Genomic DNA, 20,174 nt, shown 5'->3' on the forward strand with positions numbered 1-20,174 from the left:
CCTGGCATCCGGGGGATCCCTGCCGCCTCCACGACGCGTTGCGCGGTCCGCGCCCGGAGGTCCGGCTACGTTCGCCCTGACGGCGGCGCTGCACCGGATGCACCGGGACCCGGTGACCGCCGGGTCCAGGAGGTGAACGGTGGGGCGTACCAACACACAGGCCCGCCCGGCGGGGGCGTGCGTCGCCGCCGTATCGCCGCGAACCGCCGGTCGTGGCACCGCCCGCCGGCTTCGCTGCCTGAGCGTACTGCCCCTGCTGGCCGCACTGCTGTCCTCCTGCGACTCGGGCACCTCCGGCACCGTCACACTGAACTGGTACAACTTCCCCGACGACTCGGGCGCCCTGGCCGACGCGGCGACCAACTGCACCCGCGCCTCCGGCGGGCGGTACAGGATCGCGTACAACAAGCTCCCTCGCGGCGCCGACGGCCAGCGCCAGCAACTCGTCCGCCGACTCGCCGCGCACGACGACACGCTCGACATCCTGGGTCTCGACGTCACCTGGGCCGCGGAGTTCGCCGAGGCCAAGTGGATTCTGCCGTGGACGGGCGACAACCGGCGCAGCGCGACGGTGGGCACCCTCGAGGTGCCGCTGCAAACGGCTACCTGGAAGGGCAGGCTGTACGCCGTCCCGTACAACACCAACACGCAGTTGCTCTGGTACCGCAGCGACCTGGTGCCCAAGCCCCCCAAGACATGGGCCGAGATGGTGACCATGGCGACCGCACTGGCCGAACAGGGCAAGCCCCACTACGTCGAGATCCAGGGCGCGCAGTACGAGGGGCTGACGGTCTGGTTCAACACGCTCGTGGAGAGCGCGGGCGGCTCCATCCTCAACGCCTCGGCCACCGCACCCTCGCTCGGGCCGCCCGCGGTCCAGGCGGCGACGATCATGCGCAACCTGGCCAGGTCCCCCGCCGCCGACCCCTCCCTGTCCAATCAGATGGAGGATCAGAACCGGCTCGCCATGGAGTCGGGAACAGCCGCCTTCGAGCTCAACTATCCCTTCGTCTATCCGTCGATGAAGGCGAACAATCCGGCCCTGTTCAAGAACTTCCGCTGGGCGCCGTACCCCGGAGTGGACCCCGGCCGGCCGTCGAAACCGACCATCGGCGGCATCGATCTCGCCATCGGGGCCTATTCACGCCACCCCGCCCTCGCCTTCGACGCCGCACTGTGCCTGCGCAACCGTGAGAACCAGATGACCGCGGCGCTCAAGGGCGGCCTTCCGCCCACGCTGCGCGCCCTCTACTCCGACAAGGCGCTCATCAAGAGCTACCCGTTCTCCGCCGACGTGCTCAACGCCCTGGAGAACGCCAGCACCCGCCCCCAGACCCCCGCCTATCAGAACGTGTCCATCGCGATCTCGCACACGCTCTCCCCGCCCTCGGCGATTCAGCCCCGGAGCGACATCGAGACCATCGGGAGCCAGATCGAGGACGCCCTCGAGTCCAAGGGGCTGATCCCGTGAACACCCCGACCCCCGCAGCGCCGAAGGCTCCGGCCCCGGCACCGGCCAGTACCAAGGGTTTGTCCGAGGGCGCACGGCAGGAGCGACGGCTGGGCTGGATGCTGTGTGCGCCCGCGGTGGTCGTCATGCTGGCGGTCACGGCCTACCCCATCGGCTATGCCATCTATCTCTCGCTCCAACGCTATGACCTGCGCTTTCCCAACCAGGCGGAATTTGTGGGCCTGAGCAACTACGGCGCCGTACTCTCCTCCGATTTCTGGTGGGAGGCGTTCTGGGTCACCCTGTTCATCACGGTCGTCTCCGTCGCCGTCGAACTCGTCTTCGGCTTCGCACTGGCCCTGGTCATGCACCGGGCCATCTTCGGCCGGGGAACCGTACGGACGGCGATCCTGATCCCGTACGGCATCGTCACCGTGGTCGCCGCCTACTCCTGGCAGTACGCGTGGACCCCGGACACGGGCTACCTCGCCGCGCTCCTGCCCGCCGGTGAAGCCCCGCTCACCGAGCAGTGGCCGGCGATCGGGCTGATCATCCTGGCCGAAGTCTGGAAGACCACCCCGTTCATGGCCCTTCTCCTGCTGGCCGGGCTCGCCCTGGTGCCCGAGGAGACACTGCGCGCGGCCATGGTCGACGGCGCGTCCGCCTGGCAACGGTTCGTCCTGGTCACCGTGCCGCTGATGAAGCCGGCCATTCTGGTGGCGCTGCTGTTCCGCACTCTGGACGCCTTCCGGATTTTCGACAACATCTATGTGCTGACCTCCGGCGCTCATGGAACAGGCTCACTGTCGATCCTCGGTTACGACAACCTCTTCACCGCGCTCAACCTCGGCATCGGATCGGCGATCTCCGTGCTCATCTTCATCTGCGTCGGCCTGATCGCCTTCGCCTTCATCAAACTCTTCGGGGCTGCCGCCCCCGGTTCGCAGGAGGCGGGACGCTGATGGCCGGCGCAGGAAAGCGACACGTAACCCGCTGGGCCATCGCCAACACCGTAGTGATCATCTACGCCTTGTTCCCGGTCTGGTGGATCGCCGCCCTGTCGTTCAAGGACCCCAGCACGCTGACGGACGGCGACTTCATCCCGCGGGAGTGGACGCTGGAGAACTACCGCGGCATCTTCGAGACCTCGGAGTTCACCCGCGCTCTGATCAACTCGATCGGGATCTCACTGATCGCCACCGTGATCGCCGTCGCGCTGGGCACCATGGCCGCCTATGCCGTGGCCCGGCTTCGCTTCCCGGGCAAGCGCCTGCTGATCGGGATGTCTCTGCTGATCGCGATGTTCCCGCCGATCTCCCTGGTGTCCCCGCTGTTCAACATCGAGCGGATTCTGGGGATCTTCGACACCTGGCTGGGCCTGATCATCCCGTACATGACCTTCTCGCTCCCGCTCGCGATCTACACGCTGGCGGCGTTCTTCCGGGAGATCCCCTGGGATCTGGAGAAGGCGGCCAAGGTGGACGGGGCCACCCCCGCCCAGGCGTTCCGGCTGGTGATCGCACCGCTGGCCGCGCCGGGCGTGTTCACGACGGCGATCCTCGTCTTCATTTTCTGCTGGAACGACTTCCTCTTCGCGATCTCACTGACCTCGACGACCGCGGCCCGCACGGTGCCCGCGGCGATCGCCTTCTTCACCGGGAGCAGCCAGTTCCAGCAGCCCACCGGGTCGATCGCCGCAGCCGCCGTGGTGATCACCATTCCGATCGTCATCTTCGTGCTGCTGTTCCAGCGGCGCATCGTCGCCGGACTGACGTCCGGGGCCGTCAAGGGCTGACCGGCAGCAGCCGAACGTCAGGACAAGGAGCACCGACCGTGGCCGAGATCGTTCTCGAGGGCATCACCAAGAGGTATCCCGACGGCGCCCTCGCCGTGAAGGACGTCGACCTCCAGGTCGGAGACGGGGAGTTCGTCATCCTGGTCGGGCCGTCCGGCTGCGGCAAGTCCACCACACTCAACATGATCGCCGGGCTGGAGGACATCACCGAGGGAACGCTCCGCATCGGCGATCAGGTCGTCAACGACAAGCCGCCCAAGGATCGTGACATCGCCATGGTCTTCCAGAGCTACGCGCTCTATCCGCACATGACCGTGCGCGACAACATGGGCTTCGCCCTGCGTCTGGCCAAATTCGACAAGTCCGACATCAGACGCAAGGTCGAGGAGGCGGCGCGCATCCTCGATCTGACGGACCATCTCGATCGCAAGCCCGCGAACCTCTCGGGCGGACAGCGCCAGCGCGTGGCCATGGGGCGGGCCATCGTCCGCAGCCCCAAGGCGTTCTTGATGGACGAGCCGCTCTCCAACCTGGACGCCAAGCTCCGCGTGCAGATGCGCACCCAGATCTCCCGTCTGCAGCAGCGGCTGGGCACCACCACCGTGTATGTCACCCATGACCAGACCGAGGCGATGACGCTCGGAGACCGGGTGGTCGTCATGCGCAGCGGACTGGTCCAGCAGGTCGGCACACCGCAGCATCTGTACGACGAGCCGCGCAATCTCTTCGTGGCCGGGTTCATCGGTTCGCCCGCCATGAACTTCCTCCACGCCGAGCTGGAGGAGAACGTGCTGCGCACCATCGTCGGCGAGATCCCGCTGAGCGACGAGGTGCGCCGGCGTCTGGAGCTCCGCAACGCTCCGCGTGAACTTATCGTCGGCCTGCGGCCGGAAGCCTTCGAGGACGCGTCGCTGGTGGACCCGGGCCGGCCGGGTTGCACGTTCACCGTCACTGTGGACGTGGTGGAGTCGCTCGGCTCCGACGTGTACACCTACTTCACCGACGAGGACTGGCGACCGGCCGCCACCTCGGAACTGGCGGAGCTGGCCGCCGACTCGGGCGTCGCGGACTCGGGAGCGAGCGGCCACCAGATCGTCACACGGCTGAGTACGCAGACGGAGATCCGCGAGGGAAGCCGGGCCGCGCTGTGGGTCGACACATCAAGGATCCATGTCTTCGACCCGGGCACCGGCGTGAACCTCACCCGCCGGGAGAACAGCGGGGAGTGAGGGCCGGGCGCGTCCACTGCCGTACGGCTGCACGCGTCCGTGCACAGTCCCCCTCGGACAGCACGGGACAGGACGGGGACGGTGCGCCTTGGACGGTCAGCACCGTGCAGCCGGTGATCGTCTGCGTGGAGCGGAACAGATACGCCTCGGCGATGTCCTCCCCACGCGTAGGCCGCCCTCGCCGGACCGCCCGGCCCGGCCCGCGTGTCAGCGGCGGCGGGCCACCTGGGCACCCTCCGCCGCCGCCTGGAGCGAGCGCAGCGCGAGCAGCAGAATGCCGATGTCGTCGAGGAGGATCGGGTCGGGCAGCAGGTCGACCGGGCTGACGAGGTAGATCAGCGCACCCCAGAAGACCAGCTTGTTCGTCGCGGGAATCCCTGCGTCGCGCAGCAGCCGCCGTGCCTTCACCAGCCTGACCGTGAGCATGCCGGCCAGCACCACGGTGACGGCGACCAGGACGGCGACAACCGCCACCACCATCCACGATTCGGTATGCACGGCCTCTCCTGTCTCCCTTGACGGCCGCTCCTGTCTCCCTTGTAGGGGGATACCCCGTTCTGACCGAGTATCCCACCTCCGTACACAGTGATCACAGGCATGCCGTCCGGCTGATCGGCCGCTACAGCGCGCCGGGCGTTGATCCACAGGGAACCCGACCGATGGGTCAGATCGTCAAGTGAGTGACGTAACCGATCAGGGGAGGGGCTGCGCATGCGCGGATTACTGAAACGGCACAGCGTCAGACAAGGAGTTCCGCAGCGGGGCGGGGCACGCCTGGGGGCTGTCGGCGGAGCGGTCGCCATGGTGGCCGCCGGCCTTGTGGGGCTCACGGGAGGCGTGGCCACGGCCGCGGCGCCGGAGGGAAGCCCGATCACGCTGGAAACACCGGATGTTCAGCCCGGCGGCAAGGTCACACACACGGTGACGGTGCACGCGGCTGAGGCAGGGCAGCTCACGGTGGCGTTCAAGCCGTCGCAGGAGCAGCGGTGGTGGGATCTCAACGAGGAGTGGACGCTCGGGATCCAGGCATCGGGTACGGACGCGCGTTGCCGCTACCCGGCGACGATCGTGTCCGAGACGGTCTCGTGCGAACTCCCCCCGGGCGACCACACCATCTCGTACTCGGTGAGCGCGAACACCGACGCCCAGGCATGGAAGATCGACGTCAGTGCCTCGTTCACGGGCAGCACGGAGGCGGCGAACAGTGCGTTCACCGCGGCGGTCGGCAACCGCGCGCCCGCGATGGACTACTGGCTGCTCGGGCGGGACAAGACCGGCACGCTGTGGTCGCACAGCTTCTCCTACGGCGAGCTCGGACCTCTCGACATCGAATGGCGGAGCCGGGTCTCCACCGCCTTCGACCAGTACGACCTGCTGACGAAGACCGCGCCCATCACCGTCCGTGGCAAGGGCGGGGATGTCCTCACCCGGGACTCCTCGGGTCATCTGTGGTTCCATCCCACGCTCCCGGGCGAGGTGATGAAGCTCGGAAAGCCGGTGGACGTCGGCTCCGGCTGGGGGCAGTACACGTCCGTGCGCGGCGCGGGTGACCTCAGCGGTGACGGAGAGCCGGATCTGATCGCCCGGGGCTCCGACGGCACGCTGTGGCTGTACAAGGGCACCGGCAACGACGCCGCACCGCTCACGGCCCGTACGAAGATCGGCACCGGCTGGAACATCTACGGCTCGCTCACCGGTGGAGTGGACCTCACCGGGGACGACAACGCGGATCTGCTGGCGCGGGACTCCTCGGGCGGCCTGTGGCTGTACGAGGGCACCGGCAGTGCGGCGGCGCCGCTCAAGGCGCGGATGAAGGTCGGCTCCGGCTGGAACATCTACAACGCGCTGGTGGCATACGGCGATGTCGGCGGTGACGGGCACGCCGATCTGATCGCGCGCGACACGGCGGGTGTGATGTGGCTGTACGAGGGCACCGGCAATGCGGCCCTGCCCTTCGGGGCACGCGTGAAGGTGAACCGGTACTGGGAGGGATACGACGCCGTGATGTGATCCCGGCGCTCCACGCGGTCGCGCCGGTCCGCTGCGCGTTATTCGCGTGCCTGCGCGGCCGGCCGGGACTACCGTGAACGCGTTCAGGTGCGCAGGCCACGGGTACTTCTCCTGTCAAGAGAGCAACGCGGGTTCGAATCCCGCCGCCGGCTCATGCCGGTGTCGTCCAGCGGCCAAGGACCCTTGTGCCGTAGCCGATCTCGAACTCTGAACATCGCGACACGAGCCGTCCGCCCCGGGAGACCGGGCGGGCGGCTTCGCCGTACCACCGGGCGCCCACGATCCACCCCTGCCACGCCCGAGAGCAACTGACGCCGGAGCGCGCCGGGGCAGGGCAGGAGGATCACGGCGCCGAACGGGAAGGCTTGGTCGCATGCCTGAGGAGAACGAGACGCCGGCCGCGCTGAAAGACAGGCCGTGGTTCGCGGCCAACGAAGTACTGGCGCTTCTCGTGGAGCTGGCGGCGCTCGCGCTGTGGGCGATCTGGGGCTACCGCACGGCGGGCGGCGGTGTGGCGGGTGTCCTGCTGGGCATTGCGGTGCTCACGGCGGCGATCGCGCTGTGGGGGCTGTTCGCCGCCCCACGAGCCCGGTTCCGACCACCGCTCGCCGGGGTCCTGGCGGTCAAGGCAGTTGTCCTGGGCGGAAGCGTCTGGGCTCTGTGTGACCTGGGGCACCGGGGCCCCGCGATCGCCTTCGGCGTGGCGGTGCTCGTGAACACGGCGCTGGCCGAGACGTTCCGCCGCCGCTAGAACCCGTTCTGCGGATCAGGCCGGTTCACCGTCGGCGCCCTCAGCTGCCCGACCCGAACGCCTGCGTCCACCACGGCCCGCCCACGCCGTCATGGATCCCCATGCCCATGTCCTTGAAGGCGCAGTTGAGGATGTTGGCCCGATGGCCGGGGCTGTTCATCCAGCCGTTCATCACGTCCGCAGCGGTCTGCTGGCCCCGCGCTATGTTCTCGCCGTACGTGCTCCAGTCGTAGCCCGCTGCGGCGATCCGGTCCCCCGGATCCCTCCCGTCCTGGCTCGTGTGGGAGAAGTAGTCGTTCGCCGCCATGTCCTCGGAGTGCAGACGGGCTGCCGTGTCCAGACGCTGGTTGTCCCGTACCGGCGCACAGCCCTGTTTCGCCCGCTCCGCGTTGACCAGGGCCAGTACCTGGGCCGCTGCCGTCGACGCGGGCCCACCGGAATCGGGTGCCGGGACGGGTGCCGCGGTCGACGGGCGTGGGGCCGGCTTCTTGGTCGCGGGACGCGGCGACGGGGTCCGGGGCGGCGAAGGAGACGGGGACGGGCTCTTGCTGCTCGGCGAGTGCGACGGGTCGGGCTCGGCCGAGCGCCCGAGCGGCAGGACCACTTCCGCGTCGGTGGCCGTCGTGGCCCTCGTCCCGGATTCTCCGTCCCGGTCGTCCGCGTACAACTGGATGGCGCCTCCCGCGGTGACGAGAACGGCGACGGCCAGCGCCACACCGCTCGTACGGCGACGGCGGCGAGCGCGATCGAGTCGGCGCTGTCCCTCCCGGCTCCGGGCACGCCAGTCACGGGCGGCTTCGGCCACCGGGTCATGATGGGCCCCGACGACGGCGAGATGCGGACTCCGCGAAAGGGCCGCACCGACGGCGACGGGCACCAGTGCCAGCCCGGCAAGGAGCCGCTCTGCGGGAACGAGTCCGGCCGAGAAGCCGGAGCAGACCGTGCATTCGCGGGCGTGCCGGGCCATGCGCTTGCGCCACAGCGCGGACGGTACGCCGTCCCATTCCTCGACCAGCGGCTCAAGGAGCACACAGCGCGGATCGGCCGACAGTGCGCGCACCACGACACGGGACGCCTCCAGTTGGGCCTTCATCCGCTGGACGCGTACGGCCGTGTGCCGGGGGGAGAGCTCCAGCGCGTCGGCGACCTCGGCCCGGGTGAGCTCGCCGGCTGCCTCCAGCCACCACAGCGAGAGGAGCGACCTGTCGTCCTCGTGGAGCCAGCGGGTCGCTTCGGCCACCTCGCGGCGCTGCCCCGCCAGTCCGAGTCGGGCGATCGTCAGATCGACGAAGTCCGCTCCGGGATCGGCGAGGTCGTACGCGTCGTCCAGGCCGCCGTCGAGCGGCGCCTCCCGGTGCCGCCTCCAGTGCCCTCGTATCTGGTTCACCGTGATGGCCACCAGCCAGGACCGGAAACTTCCCGGGTCACGCAGTCCGTGCAGGCCCGCAAGGGCCCGGAGCATCGTCTCCTGCGTGACGTCGTCGACGTCCGCGTGACCCTGAAGGGCCCGGCCGACGATGTTGTAGACCAGCGGCAGACATTCGGCGACGAGCCGGTCCTGGGCCTGCTGGTCCCCGGACTGCGCCGCCATGATCACCGCGGTCTTGAGGTCGCCGCTCACGTTCTCTCCACACCCCTCTTGCTCCCCGGCTCGGACCTTTTCCGACCCACAGAACGGGAGATGCCGTGCGCCCGGGCCGATAACAGAAACCGGGAGAAGCGCCGGCGTGCTCCCCTCGGCACGGCGGGGACCCGATCCTAGGGAGTGTCCGCAAGGCATCGGCGTCCGCCCCCCAAGGGCGGGTCACGGACCAGGCGAGACTGGCCGGACACGACCTGGGCCCGGACCTGTATGCCGGGGACGCCACCGGGCACTGTCGGTGGGGCCGCCCAGGGTCTGATCCAAACGAGAGGGCCAATGTGTGCCGTCCTGCGCTCCTGGGAGGACCGCTTCGGGATACGGGATCGTAGCACTCATGTTCGACCAGCTCGTGGTCTCCGTGGCGGCTCCTCCGCACACGCAGACCGAGGCGGAGGCGGTCGCCGCCGAGCACCTCGCCTTCTGCCCGGACAACCTCACTCAGGGCCCTCACACGGCGCTGCGCGAGTATGCGACCCATGCCGTGCTCATTCATGGTCGTTCTGATGGGACCAAGGGTCGTCCCGTCATCCCCGGCGGGTCAGCGCACGGCGGTAGATGCGGTGCATCGCAAGGCGGAGGGTCGTCCTCATACGGGTCGTATTCGGATGAGCCCGACAACGCAGCGAGGTGCCGTAGCCGGCGTCAGGCGCCAGGTGGGGATTACGGGACAGCCCTTGGTTAGGGAAAGACGAGCGGAAAGCCTGCCCGTCGAGAAGGCGACCGCCGCCACGACAAAGCTGTTCGGCAACGCCTTCTTCACGTGAGCCGTGCGCCGGTGCCCCCGGTGCCGGTATCGCTCAGACTTTCGCCGCTTCCTTCTCGATTGCGCTGTAGTACACGGAATTCTGCTGCTTGCTGCGTTCGGTCTGGTTCCTCGCGACCGACGCTTCGAGAGCGTTGCGCACCAGGGTGATGTTCAGCGAGCGCTCGGGGTGTGTGCGGGCGAGCTCCTGTGCGACTTCGGCCGCCGACGACGGCGACTTGCGTTCCACCAGCACCCCGACGACGAGTTCCCGCAGCGGGACGGCGGGCTTCGCACCGTTCGTCGGCTTGGGCGTCCGCTTGGTGCGCCTGCCCTTGCCGGCGGGTGCGTCGTCATGGGCACGCCGGGCCTTGGGAACAGCGGGACCACTGTCCTTCTTGGCGTCTGCCTCGGCCGACTCGCCCCCCAGGGCGGTCTGCACACTCACCAGCAGCGAGTGGTCCTTCTGCAGGGTTTCCAACAGGTCCTGCAGTGCGGCCGCCTCCGTCTTGATGCGGTCCTGCTCTTTCGCGTTCCGCTCCAGATCGGCGGCGACCTGCTGAGCGTATTGGGATTGAAGGTTGTGGGTGTTCTCCGGCATGGCTGCTCTCTTTCCTCACCTACCTGTTGGCCGGATGTTACCTACAGGAACGGTTTTTCAGAACGCCGCGGCTGCAATTCACCCTTGGGTGGCGGATCGTGTTGGTGTTCCGGTGTCTCCAACCGTACGAGAACATGCCCACGACCACGGTCCGACGAGGACGTCCGGGGCAGACTTCAGTGGCCGGAGAAATACGGGCATCGGCCTTGTCCCTCACCGGTGTTGTCGTCGGCGGCGGCTGACCGGCCTTCACTCGACGCGCCCCACAACGATCCGCGGAGCGAACGGAACAGAGGCGAGCGGCGTTCATGGCCCCGGGCGCGAGCCGATCTCGCGTCGCAGCCGGTCTCCGTCGCGCCGGAATCACTCGCGCGTGATTCCGGCGCGACGGCGGTCGCCGCGGGTCCCGCCGCGCACAGCGGGACGCTGCGTCGGCTGTGTGCCCCGGTGTGGTCAGCCGGTGGCGCGGATACGGTGGATGGAGTCCATGGTCTCCGCGCCGACCGCCGCCTTGTCGACGACGTAGGCAGTGCCGCGTGTGACGATGACGTGGTCCGTGTTCGCGCACGTCGACAGGTCCGCGACGACCGTTCCCCTGCGCGGATCGACCACCGTCGTCGTCCCGGCCACCCGGTTGGCGACGAAGACATGGCCGGTGCAGACGTCGGTCGCCACGGCCAGGGTCCCCGCGCCCGTCGCGATCTCCCTCTGCACCGCTCCCGTACGCAGATCGATGACGGAGACGGAGCCGCTGCCCTGGTTGGCGGTGTAGGCGGTCCGGCCGACAGGGCGACGTCGATGGTGCCCTGGCCTGCCGAAATGAGCCGGGGCTCGTCGGACGTGGGGGAAACCTCGATCAGCCGGCCGTTGTTCAGGTCGGCCGCGTACACCGTGCCGGTGCGCCCGTCGACGGCCACACCCGTCGGCGCGGAGCCCTCGGCGGCGATCCGCCGCTTCTGCTGGAACGTACGGGTGTCGAAGGCGACGACGCTGCCGTCCTCCAGGCCGGTGGCCCAGGCCAGGTTGCGCCGCTCGTCCACGACGACATCGCGGGCGTGCTTCACGCCGGGCAGCGATACGAGGTGCCGGCCGGTGCGCTGGCTGTAGACGGTGAGGGAGTTGTCGAGGGTGTTGGTGACCCACACGGTGTTGTGGACGTCGTCCACGGCCACACCGTAGACGGCCCTCCCGCGCGCCTGTGGCCTCGTCCTTGACCGGAGGCGTGTAGGCGGCCTTCACCTTCAGGGTCTGCGGGTCGACCTTGAGCAGCCGGGACTGCGTGACCGGGGGGAATCCGACCGAGCTGGTGAACCACAGGACGTTGTTCCGCGCGGAGTAGGCGGACTGGTACCACCCCTGTCCCAGCGGGGCCGAGTCCACGGTGTAGGACGCCTGGCGGACGTGCACCTGCGCCGGGGTGTCCGCCGCGGCCACACCGACCGGACCGAACGCGCAGGTCGTGGATATGGCGGCGGCCAGCAGGATCCGGCGGTGCATTGCGGTACGGGCACGAGACATGGTGGTTCCTCCAGAGCTTGGAGATGCGGGTGCCGTTCGGTGATGGGTGGCACACACGACGGGTGTCTCGGTGAGTGGTTCGGGGTGGTGGGGTCAGGTCGACGGTGCGCGCCGTGCGCCGAGTTCCTCCAGCCGGACAGCGAGCACGCCGGCGATTTCGTCGAGCTGCCGCGGCTGTGTCATCTCGGGGTGCAGGCAGTCCAGCGGGTGCTCGTCGAGCCGGCCGGTCATATACGGCCGCCAGGCTTCGGGGGCCAGCCAGTCCTCGGCCCGGGGTGCGGCCGCGGTGAAGAACAGCACGTCTCCGTCGAAGACGTGGTGCCTGTGGGTACGCATCAGGCGGGCATTGTTGGTGACGATGCCGAGAACGGCGTTCAGGACCCGTTCGGGGAGAGCCGCCAGCGCACTGCCTCGTGACGCAGGGTGGCGAGGACGCTCTCCCGGGTGAGACCGTCGCCGCCCTCGAACCCGGCTATGCGCAGCAGGGCGTTGAGCGCGTCGGACTCGGTGGGGCCCGCGAGGTCCCGCCACTGGTCGGACCGCCCGACGAACTCGACGCGGTCGGGAACTTTGTAGGCGGCCAGGCCGCGTTCGCGTACGTACCGTCGCAGTGCGGCGGGGCGCAGCTCGGCCCCGGCGCGGAGGATGACGTAGGCGCAGGTGCGTTCGCCGAGGTAGTCGTCGGGGACCGGGACGACGGACACGTCGTGCACGGCGGGGTGTCCGAGGATGACGTTCTCGACCTCTTCGGGCGCGATCTTCTCGCCGCCTCGGTTGATCTGGTCCTTGGCGCGCCCTTCGACCACGAGGTGTCCCGTGGGGGTGGCGCGGGCGATGTCGCCGGTGCGGTAGAAGCCGTCCTGGGTGAAGGAGCGGGTGTTGTGCTCGGGCGCGCGCCAGTAGCCGCGGATGGTGTAGGGACCGCAGGTCAGGAGATGGCCGGTGGCTCCGGGTGGGACGTCGATGTCCTCATCGTCGACGATGCGGATCTCGTCGTCGGGCGAGATGGGCAGTCCCTGGGTGGTGAGGACGGTCTCCTCGTCGTCGTCCAGCCGGGTGTAGCTGACGAGTCCCTCGGCCATGCCGAAGACCTGCTGGAGCGTGCAGGCCAGGGCGGGCCGCACACGCCGGGCCGCCTCTTCACCGAGCTTGGCGCCACCCACCAGGAGGACGTCGAGGCTCCCCAGGTCGCACGAGGTGGCGGGGGCTGCATGTGTCCAGGCGAGAGCGAGCGGCGGTACCAGGCCGGTGATGGTCACTCGCTCGCGTTCTATCAGGGGGAACGCGGTGTCGGGGTCCGGTGACGGGCACAGGACCACGCGTCCGCCCGCCTGCAGTGGCCGCCCCGCTTCCACGGAAAAAGATCGCAAAGCACTCAACCCTCGGTTCCATGGCGCAGCCCACCGAGTGGGCGCGGAGCGCCGCTAGCGCCACGAGTAGACAGTGTCTACGCTCGTGCTGTAGACACTGCGCATGGAATCCGGGAGCTCACTGAGAGAACGACTCGTCGACGTCGGAGTGGACCTCGTGCTGACCGAGGGAACCGCCTCGCTCGGGCTGCGCGAGATCGCCCGCCGGGCAGGGGTGTCCCACGGGGCTCCGCGCCGGCACTTTCCGACACACCACGCTCTGCTCTCCGCGATCGCCCGCCGCGGTTTCGCCGACCTCGGCGCGCGGTTCGCGACGGCCGCACGCGGGGCGGCTTCGCCGCACGGTCAACTGCGGGCGCTGGGGCGGGCATACGTCGCCTACGCGCTGGAGTGCCGCGGCATGTTCGAGCTGATGTTCCGGCACGACCTGCTCACCAGTGAGAACGAGGTGTCGGGCCAGCCACCGCTTCGCGAGTCGACCCTCCCGCTCTTCGAGCATTTCGCCGGGCTGGTCGCCCGGTGCCGCGCCGATCGCGTCGGCCAGGGGAGCGAGACGCCGCAGGACGCGGAAACCCCCGCCGCGGTCATCGCCGCGGCCCTCTGGTCCAATCTGCACGGCGTCGCCCAGCTCTGGGCCTGGGGCAGCCTTCAACTCGTCCTCGGCGCCTCACCATCGGTGGTCGGCACGTCCGACGACGACCTCCTCGACCGGCTCGTGGCGGCCGCCCTCGACGCCCACCTCGGCCCGGTGAACGCATGACCGCAGCCGCACGACACCGCTTCGCACTCTTCGCCGCCGTGGCCGGTGCGATGATCGTCGCACTGGACGGCACCGTGCTGATGGTGGCTCAGCCCAGCCTGCAACAGGATCTCGGCGCGACCGTGGCCCAGGTCCAGTGGACCAGTACCGGCTATCTCCTCGCGGTGGCCGCGCTCCTGGTCATCGCGGGGCGTCTGGGCGACCGGTACGGACACCGGCGGCTGCTGTTCATCGGCGTACTCGGCTTCGCCGCCGCGTCGGCGGGCATCGCACTCGCGCCGGGCATCGGCTGGGTGATCGGACTGCGCGCCGTGCAGGGCGTGTTCGGCGCGCTGCTCCAGCCGGCGACGCTCGCCCTGCTGAGGCTGGCCTACCCGGCGGACCGCATCGGTGCGGCGATCGCCATCCGTACGAGCGCGATCGGGGTGGCCGCGGCGGCCGGTCCGCTGCTCGGGGGCGTACTCGTCGCGCACCTCGGATGGCGTTCGGTGTTCGTCATCAACATCCCGATATCGCTCGCCATCGCCGCGCTCACCCTCGCCGTGCGGGTGCCGGCGACGCCACGGGCCGTATCCCAGCGGCTCGACCTCACCGGCGCGGCCCTGCTCGCGACGGCACTCGCCGTCCTCGTCCATGCCCTGGCGGGCGTTCCGACGCGGGGATGGACCGCCCCGCCCACGCTGCTCGGGCTCACCGCCGCCGTCTGTGTCGCGGCCGGTCTTGTGCTGCACGAGCGCCGTGCCGCGCATCCCATCGTGCCGCCGGTGGTGGCGCGGTCGGTGCCGGTGGCAGCGTCGATGGTGATGTTGCTCGTCACCAGCGGCGGACTGTTCGGCGCGCTGTTCGTGACCACGTTCGTATTTCAGGACGTGCTCGGACTCGACGCGCTGGCCACCGGGTTGCGGGTGCTTCCGCTGACCGTGTTCATGGTCCTGGGCGCACCGGTCGCCGGTATCGCCCTGCGCCGGTACGGCCCGCGTCGCAGCGCGGTCGCGGGTACGGTCCTCGTCGTCCTGGGCATCGTGGGCCTGTCCCGGCTCGGCGCGGCCGGATCGTGGACGGCCACGGGCGCGACGTTCGCCCTGCTCGGTGCGGGGTTCGCCACTGTGATGGTCACCGCCACCGGGACCGTCGTCGGGGACGCGCCGACCGGGTACGCCGGGGTCGTCGGCGGGCTCAAACAGACCGCCGTGAATGTCGGGCCCGCCCTCGGCATCGCCGTCGCCGCCGGAACGATGCTGCTGGGCGCGTCCCCCGCTCGCTCCGCGTCCGCGCCCGTCTCCGCGACGGGCCCGACCCTTCTGGTCCTGGCCGCCATGTCCGCTCTGGCCCTGATCCCGGCGTCGATACTGCCGTCCCGGCCTGCGCCGAAGGCGGAACTCGCCAGTGATGAGGTACGACTTGACGGCGAACCATGTACCGATCAGCAGTCGCGGGAGGCAACGTATGTCACGTCCGGTCACGATCGTCACGGGCGGCAGTAGAGGCATCGGCGCGGCGACCTGCGTCCGGCTGGCGGCCGACGGGCACGACCTGGCCCTGGGGTACATCAGCAACAGCGGCGCCGCCGAGGAGACGGCCACCGCGGTCCGGGCAGCGGGGGCGCGGTGTGTCACGGTCCGGGTGGACACCTCCGACGAGGCGGACGTGGAGCGGCTGTTCGACATCGCGGGCGCCGAACTCGGGCCGGTGACCGGACTGGTCAACAACGCCGGTGTGACCGGCCCCCTCGGCAGGCTCGCCGACACCCGCACCGAAGACCTGCGCCGGGTGCTGAAGGTGAACCTCCTGGGGTATCTGCTGTGCTGCCGCAGGGCTGCCCGGGACATGGCGGTCCGCGGTTCGGGCGCCATCGTCAACATCTCCTCGGCGGCGGCGACCCTCGGCAGTCCCGGCGAGTACGTCCACTACGCCGCGACCAAGGCAGCCACCGACGCACTGACCGTCGGACTGGCCAAGGAGCTCGGCCCCGACCGCATCCGGGTCAACGCGGTCGCTCCCGGGGTCATCACGACCGAGATGCACGCAGCCATGGGCGATCCGGAGCGCCCCGCCAAAACGGCCGCGCAGACGCCGCTCGGGCGGCCGGGCGAGCCGTCCGAGATCGCGGGCGCGGTCGCCTGGCTGCTGTCGGCCGACGCCTCGTTCACGACGGGAGCGGTGCTACGGGTCTCCGGCGGCCGATGAGGCGCACTCGCCCCTCCTCGCGCCGTTCGGCATGCCGTCGGCCCGAGGAACACCCCGCTGTCATCTCCGTAATCAGCGACCGCACAAGGCGCGCACATCTCAATCAGCAGTCAGGGCGCCCCGGAGAGCCGGGCGGCCACTCCTTCGAAGCCACTGATGGCAGAGAACCGTCAGCCACACCCGGCCCTCCCGGGCCGCCTAACAACTTACGGAGAGCCGTGCCTTCTTCGCCGCGTCGGTCCCCGACCGCGGCGACGACTACTTCGCGCACTTCGAGACCCGGCACAGTGCCCTGCTGGCCGAGCAGGCCATCGGGCTGTGCGTCTTCCACGTGCTGGTGGACGAGAGCGGTGCGGTGCTGGGGCGGGTCAACCTCGTCGATGTGGCGGACGGTTCGGCGGAGCTCGGATACCGCATCGCCGAGAACGCCGCCGGGCGCGGTCTGGCGACTTCCGCCGTCCGTGAGGCCTGCGCCCTGTCCGTGGCGGAGTACGGCCTCACCACCCTGCGTGCGGTGACCACGCTCGACAACGCCGCCTCGCGCGCCGTGCTGGCCCGTACCGGATTCGTCCCCACCGGCGAGATCGTGCTCGACGGCCGGCCGGGCATGGGCTATGTCCGGGATCTGACGCACCTGCCGTCGTAGTCGCAGGCAACAGCACCGCCACAAGGCCGGCCGGACCGGCGGACGCTGCCCGGGAACGGGCCGTCGGGGAGCCGTCGCGGCAACGCCTCCCGCTTGGTAGCCGATGCCGCCGTACCGCGGTGGCACGGTGCCGCAGGGCCGCACAGCGCCTGTGCGGCACGAAGGTCGCCGGCCGGACCTCGGGGAGCCCCCGGCAGGTCCTCCGGACGGTTGCCGCCGTCCGGCCGCACCGGGTGGCTGGGCCTCAGTAACCGGGTGGCTGGGCCTCTGTAGTTGGGTGCTCCCGAGTGCCGTGCATGCCGCCATTCGAGTGAGCGGTAAGGGACATTTCATGCCCTAATGGAAGAGGGGTGGAACCTGCGGAACCCGGACACGGACGAGGGCCACAAGGAGGCGGGCCGCCATGGCAGTGGAGCAGTTGCCCCGGGCGGAGGCGGAGTACCTGGCACAGGCGAGAAGCGCCGGCGAACGCTACGCGATGCGCGCCGCGGACCGAGCCCGCAACCTGCGGGTTCTCGACGAGGACGGCATCCTGTACGCCGACTCCCCCGAGCGGGTCAGCAAACGGCTGGCACGCCTCGGCGCCGATCTGTCGATGGCCAAGCAGATCGAACAGACACCCCGGGAAGCCACCCCGGGAAGCAGTCTGAATCTGGACCCGGACACCGCCGGGGCCGATCTGCTGGGGCTGGAACGCCTCATGGGGCGCAACGACCTCATCGGCGTCGGCTTCCTCGACACGGGCTTCCTTGCGTCCCGCTCGGTCGGGCGGATCACCGTCCGGGGAGGCGGCAGAACCTTCCACGGCACCGGATTCCTTGTGTCCCCCTCGCTCCTGATGACCAACAACCATGTGCTGCACTCGGCGGACGAAGCGTTCCGCGGTGTTGTCGAATTCAACTTCCAGGCGGGCATGGACGGGACGCTGCTCAATCCTGTGGTGTTCGCCCTGGAACCGGGGACCTTCTTCGTCACGGACCGCGCTCTCGACTTCAGCGTCGTCGCCGTGACGCAGCACTCACAGGACGGCCGACCGCTCTCGCCGTTCGGCCGGCTGCCTCTCAAGGAGGCCGAGGGGAAAGTCATCCTCGGCGAGATCGTCAATATCGTCCAGCATCCCAACGGGGAACCCAAACAGCTCGCGCTGCGTGAGAACAAGGTCGTGGACCTGCTGGAGACATTCCTCCACTACGAGACCGACACCGCACCCGGCTCATCGGGCTCGCCGGTCTTCAACGACCAGTGGGAGGTCGTCGCGCTGCATCATGCCGGTGTACCGCGCACCGACGACCAGGGCCGGCCCCTCTCCGTCGACGGGACGGTCTGGGAGCCGGGCATGGGTGAGAACCGGCTGGCCTGGAAGGCCAACGAGGGCATACGGATCAGCCGCGTACTGGCCGCACTCCGGCAGGCACCTCTGACCGGCTCGGCAGCCGCGCTCCGCGAGGAACTGTTCGCCGCCGGAGCGGCCCTTCACCCGGTGGAGGCCTCACCGCCGCCGTCGAACGGGATGAACAGCGTCGGGCCGCAGAGCCTCGCCGTGAGCGGAGCCGGGCAGCAGACAGCGCCCGGTGGCACCGTGCAGTGGAGCATTCCCCTGCACATCACGGTCAGCCTCGACGCCTCGACCCTCCAGGGCAGGGTCCAGCCCCAGGGACAGACACCGCCCCCGACCGCGCTCCAGCCCCAGCCCCTGCCGCCCGCCGCGGGCTCGGCCCCTGGTCCGGTCACCCCCTACCCGGTGGAGCCGATTCCCGGGATCGGGCACATCGACGGCCAGTCCCCCGCGGAGACCGACCTGGCAGCCGCGATGGTCAACCTCGCGACCGGCCGGGCCCGCCCCTACTACGACGCGCAGGCGGACGACACCGCACGAACCGCCTACTACGCGGACATCCGTCCCGGCAACCCGAGCGACATGCGTCGCGCGCTCGGCGAGCTGCTGGAGGCGACGCATGTGCACCGGCCGGCGTACAAGCCGATGCGCATGCTCTACCCGTGGGTGGACCTGCATCCCGACGAGCAGTTGCGGAGCATCTACTCGGGCAAGGACTTCACCCCTGAGGAGCTCATACGGGCCGACGCCGCGGTGGAGGCCGTGCGGATCGGACGCTGGCAGGAATTCCTGCTGCACGAGAGCGCGCCGGGACCGGCCGAGCTGGAGGCCCAGTTCGACGCGCTGGAGGCGGCGCTGCCGTTCAACTGCGAGCATGTGGTGCCCCAGTCCTGGTTCGCCAAGAAGGAGCCCATGCGCGGCGACCTGCACCACCTCTTCGCCTGCGAATCGGAGTGCAACAGCTTCCGCGGGAACACCCCGTACTTCGACTTCGCCGACACGGAGGAAGTGGTGCGGCAGGCGTGCGGGCGCCGTGAGCCGGACAGGTTCGAGCCGTCGTCCGGCAAGGGGCCGGTCGCCAGGGCGACGCTCTACTTCCTGCTGCGCTACCCCGGGTTCATCGGCAACGAGGCGCGCGAGCTCCAACGGGAGCGCCTGAGCCTGCTGTTGTCCTGGCACAAGGACAACCCGGTGGGTGAGTACGAACGCCACCGCAACACGGCGACAGCCGAGATACAGGGCAATCGCAATCCCCTCATAGACCACCCGGAGTGGGCCGAACAGATCGACTTCGCCGGCGCCTGGACATGACGGACCCCCTCACCCCCGGTCGCGACCGCGACCGCCCAGGATGCAGTCGCGCCACGGCAGCGGGACCATAGAAGTAGAGGCGCGATGCGCTGCGCATCCCTCACACATCACGCTGCACCCGTCGACAGACAGTGAGGTGGAGCTCCCATGAGGGTACTGATGACCGTCCAGTTCGACACGGAGAAGGCCAACAGGGCGATCAAGGACGAGAGTATGGGCGCGACGGTGCGGTCGGCTCTGGAGCACCTGAAGCCGGAGGCCGCCTACTTCGGGGCGAAGGACGGGCTCCGCACCGCTTTCATCGTCTTCGACCTGCAGAATCCGACCCGGATCCCGTCCGCCGCCGAGCCCTTCTTCCAGGAACTCGGCGCCAGGATCAGTCTGATACCGGTGATGGACTTCAACGACGTCCAGGCCGGTCTCCAGGCATACGGCTCCGGCTGACCGAGGCGGTGAAACACCCATGCCGAAGTACCTCATCAAGGCAAAACTGACCGCAGACGGGCTGAAAGGCCTGATCAAGGAAGGCGGCACCGCACGCCGTCAGGTCGTCGACACCATGGTCAAGAGCCTCGGAGGCCGGCTCGAATCGATGAACTGGGCCCTGGGCGATGACGATGTGTACCTCGTCGCCGAGCTGCCGGACAACGCCGCGGTCGCGGCCGTAGGCCTGGTGGCCTCGTCGTCCGGTGGCGTACGTACGAGCACGGTCGCGCTGCTGACGCCCGAGGAGATCGACGAGGCGGTCCGCAGGAAGGTCGACTACCGGGCCCCCGGCGCCTGACCTGAGACCGCCCGCCTGTACATCACGCGAGACGACGCCCGC

The 20,174-nt window shown here is 69.5% G+C and carries 18 protein-coding genes, 1 tRNA gene and 3 pseudogenes; 16 read left to right on the top strand and 6 right to left on the bottom strand.

Annotation, left to right across the window (positions count from 1 at the left end):
• The first annotated feature begins 139 nt into the window (after positions 1-139).
• The 4 genes from OG293_RS02525 (at position 140) to OG293_RS02540 (ending at position 4,474) form a co-directional block, all read left to right on the top strand.
• Entirely contained in the window at positions 140-1,471 is a 1,332-nt protein-coding gene (locus OG293_RS02525; RefSeq protein ID WP_405997094.1) for an ABC transporter substrate-binding protein, read from the top strand.
• A gap of 98 nt (positions 1,472-1,569) precedes the next feature.
• On the top strand, positions 1,570-2,412 hold the full coding sequence (locus OG293_RS02530; RefSeq protein WP_406003486.1) for a carbohydrate ABC transporter permease: 843 nt from the start codon (positions 1,570-1,572) through the stop codon (positions 2,410-2,412).
• Positions 2,412-3,245: a carbohydrate ABC transporter permease gene (locus OG293_RS02535; RefSeq protein WP_405997095.1), complete on the top strand. Its 834-nt coding sequence runs from the start codon at positions 2,412-2,414 to the stop codon at positions 3,243-3,245. Before OG293_RS02530 ends, OG293_RS02535 begins: the two co-directional genes overlap by 1 nt.
• 38 nt (positions 3,246-3,283) lie before the next feature.
• Complete coding sequence (locus OG293_RS02540; RefSeq protein ID WP_405997096.1) at positions 3,284-4,474, top strand: ABC transporter ATP-binding protein; 1,191 nt, start codon at positions 3,284-3,286, stop codon at positions 4,472-4,474.
• 207 nt (positions 4,475-4,681) lie between these two features.
• On the opposite strand, the gene OG293_RS02545 is transcribed toward OG293_RS02540, so the two are convergent.
• Positions 4,682-4,972, bottom strand: a complete 291-nt coding sequence (locus tag OG293_RS02545) for a DUF1232 domain-containing protein (protein WP_405997097.1) — start codon at positions 4,970-4,972, stop codon at positions 4,682-4,684.
• A gap of 213 nt (positions 4,973-5,185) precedes the next feature.
• Between OG293_RS02545 and OG293_RS02550 the strand changes: the two genes are divergently transcribed.
• The 3 genes from OG293_RS02550 (at position 5,186) to OG293_RS02560 (ending at position 7,235) form a co-directional block, all read left to right on the top strand.
• On the top strand, positions 5,186-6,484 hold the full coding sequence (locus tag OG293_RS02550; RefSeq protein ID WP_405997098.1) for an FG-GAP repeat domain-containing protein: 1,299 nt from the start codon (positions 5,186-5,188) through the stop codon (positions 6,482-6,484).
• A 57-nt stretch (positions 6,485-6,541) separates the two neighbouring features.
• Positions 6,542-6,636: transfer RNA gene (locus OG293_RS02555), tRNA-Asp, on the top strand.
• 221 nt (positions 6,637-6,857) lie between these two features.
• Positions 6,858-7,235: a YrdB family protein gene (locus tag OG293_RS02560; RefSeq protein WP_405997099.1), complete on the top strand. Its 378-nt coding sequence runs from the start codon at positions 6,858-6,860 to the stop codon at positions 7,233-7,235.
• Between the two features lie 40 nt (positions 7,236-7,275).
• On the opposite strand, the gene OG293_RS02565 is transcribed toward OG293_RS02560, so the two are convergent.
• The gene (locus OG293_RS02565; protein WP_405997100.1) at positions 7,276-8,856 is read right to left on the bottom strand and encodes a sigma-70 family RNA polymerase sigma factor; all 1,581 of its coding nucleotides are present in this window, start codon (positions 8,854-8,856) and stop codon (positions 7,276-7,278) included.
• A 355-nt stretch (positions 8,857-9,211) separates the two neighbouring features.
• On the opposite strand from OG293_RS02565, the gene OG293_RS02570 reads away from it, so the two are divergent.
• The gene (locus OG293_RS02570; RefSeq protein WP_405997101.1) at positions 9,212-9,559 is read left to right on the top strand and encodes a DUF4253 domain-containing protein; all 348 of its coding nucleotides are present in this window, start codon (positions 9,212-9,214) and stop codon (positions 9,557-9,559) included.
• A 115-nt stretch (positions 9,560-9,674) separates the two neighbouring features.
• On the opposite strand, the gene OG293_RS02575 is transcribed toward OG293_RS02570, so the two are convergent.
• Entirely contained in the window at positions 9,675-10,220 is a 546-nt protein-coding gene (locus tag OG293_RS02575) for a hypothetical protein (protein ID WP_405997102.1), read from the bottom strand.
• A gap of 453 nt (positions 10,221-10,673) precedes the next feature.
• Positions 10,674-10,997, bottom strand: a pseudogene (locus OG293_RS02580) (YncE family protein); the annotation flags it as partial.
• A gap of 42 nt (positions 10,998-11,039) precedes the next feature.
• Here OG293_RS02580 and OG293_RS02585 point away from each other — a divergent pair.
• Positions 11,040-11,327, top strand: coding sequence for a hypothetical protein (locus OG293_RS02585; protein ID WP_406003846.1), 288 nt, complete (start codon positions 11,040-11,042; stop codon positions 11,325-11,327).
• A gap of 504 nt (positions 11,328-11,831) precedes the next feature.
• Here the strand turns inward: OG293_RS02585 and OG293_RS02590 are convergent.
• Complete coding sequence (locus OG293_RS02590; protein ID WP_405997103.1) at positions 11,832-12,074, bottom strand: hypothetical protein; 243 nt, start codon at positions 12,072-12,074, stop codon at positions 11,832-11,834.
• A 140-nt stretch (positions 12,075-12,214) separates the two neighbouring features.
• A pseudogene (locus OG293_RS02595) lies at positions 12,215-13,075 on the bottom strand (AMP-binding protein); the annotation flags it as partial.
• 136 nt (positions 13,076-13,211) lie between these two features.
• Between OG293_RS02595 and OG293_RS02600 the strand changes: the two are divergent.
• The 7 genes and pseudogenes from OG293_RS02600 to OG293_RS02630 all read left to right on the top strand — a co-directional run bounded on the left by OG293_RS02600 (position 13,212) and on the right by OG293_RS02630 (position 20,132).
• Positions 13,212-13,868 (top strand): TetR/AcrR family transcriptional regulator, encoded by a 657-nt coding sequence (locus tag OG293_RS02600; RefSeq protein WP_405997104.1) that lies wholly within the window; start codon positions 13,212-13,214, stop codon positions 13,866-13,868.
• Positions 13,865-15,352: an MFS transporter gene (locus OG293_RS02605; RefSeq protein WP_405997105.1), complete on the top strand. Its 1,488-nt coding sequence runs from the start codon at positions 13,865-13,867 to the stop codon at positions 15,350-15,352. Before OG293_RS02600 ends, OG293_RS02605 begins: the two co-directional genes overlap by 4 nt.
• Positions 15,315-16,055, top strand: a complete 741-nt coding sequence (locus OG293_RS02610) for an SDR family NAD(P)-dependent oxidoreductase (RefSeq protein ID WP_405997106.1) — start codon at positions 15,315-15,317, stop codon at positions 16,053-16,055. The genes OG293_RS02605 and OG293_RS02610 overlap by 38 nt, the downstream gene beginning before the upstream one ends.
• A 211-nt stretch (positions 16,056-16,266) precedes the next feature.
• Positions 16,267-16,701: pseudogene (locus OG293_RS02615) on the top strand (GNAT family N-acetyltransferase); the annotation flags it as partial.
• A gap of 403 nt (positions 16,702-17,104) precedes the next feature.
• Positions 17,105-19,348 carry an endonuclease gene (locus tag OG293_RS02620; protein WP_405997107.1) on the top strand — a complete coding sequence of 748 codons (2,244 nt, stop codon included), beginning with the start codon at positions 17,105-17,107 and terminating at the stop codon, positions 19,346-19,348.
• Positions 19,349-19,495: 147 nt separating this feature from the next.
• On the top strand, positions 19,496-19,792 hold the full coding sequence (locus OG293_RS02625) for a DUF3303 family protein (RefSeq protein ID WP_405997108.1): 297 nt from the start codon (positions 19,496-19,498) through the stop codon (positions 19,790-19,792).
• A 19-nt stretch (positions 19,793-19,811) separates the two neighbouring features.
• On the top strand, positions 19,812-20,132 hold the full coding sequence (locus OG293_RS02630) for a GYD domain-containing protein (RefSeq protein WP_405997109.1): 321 nt from the start codon (positions 19,812-19,814) through the stop codon (positions 20,130-20,132).
• Positions 20,133-20,174 lie beyond the last annotated feature (42 nt).

Origin of the sequence: Streptomyces sp. NBC_00829 (assembly GCF_045161795.1) — a bacterium.
Classification (GTDB): domain Bacteria; phylum Actinomycetota; class Actinomycetes; order Streptomycetales; family Streptomycetaceae; genus Streptomyces.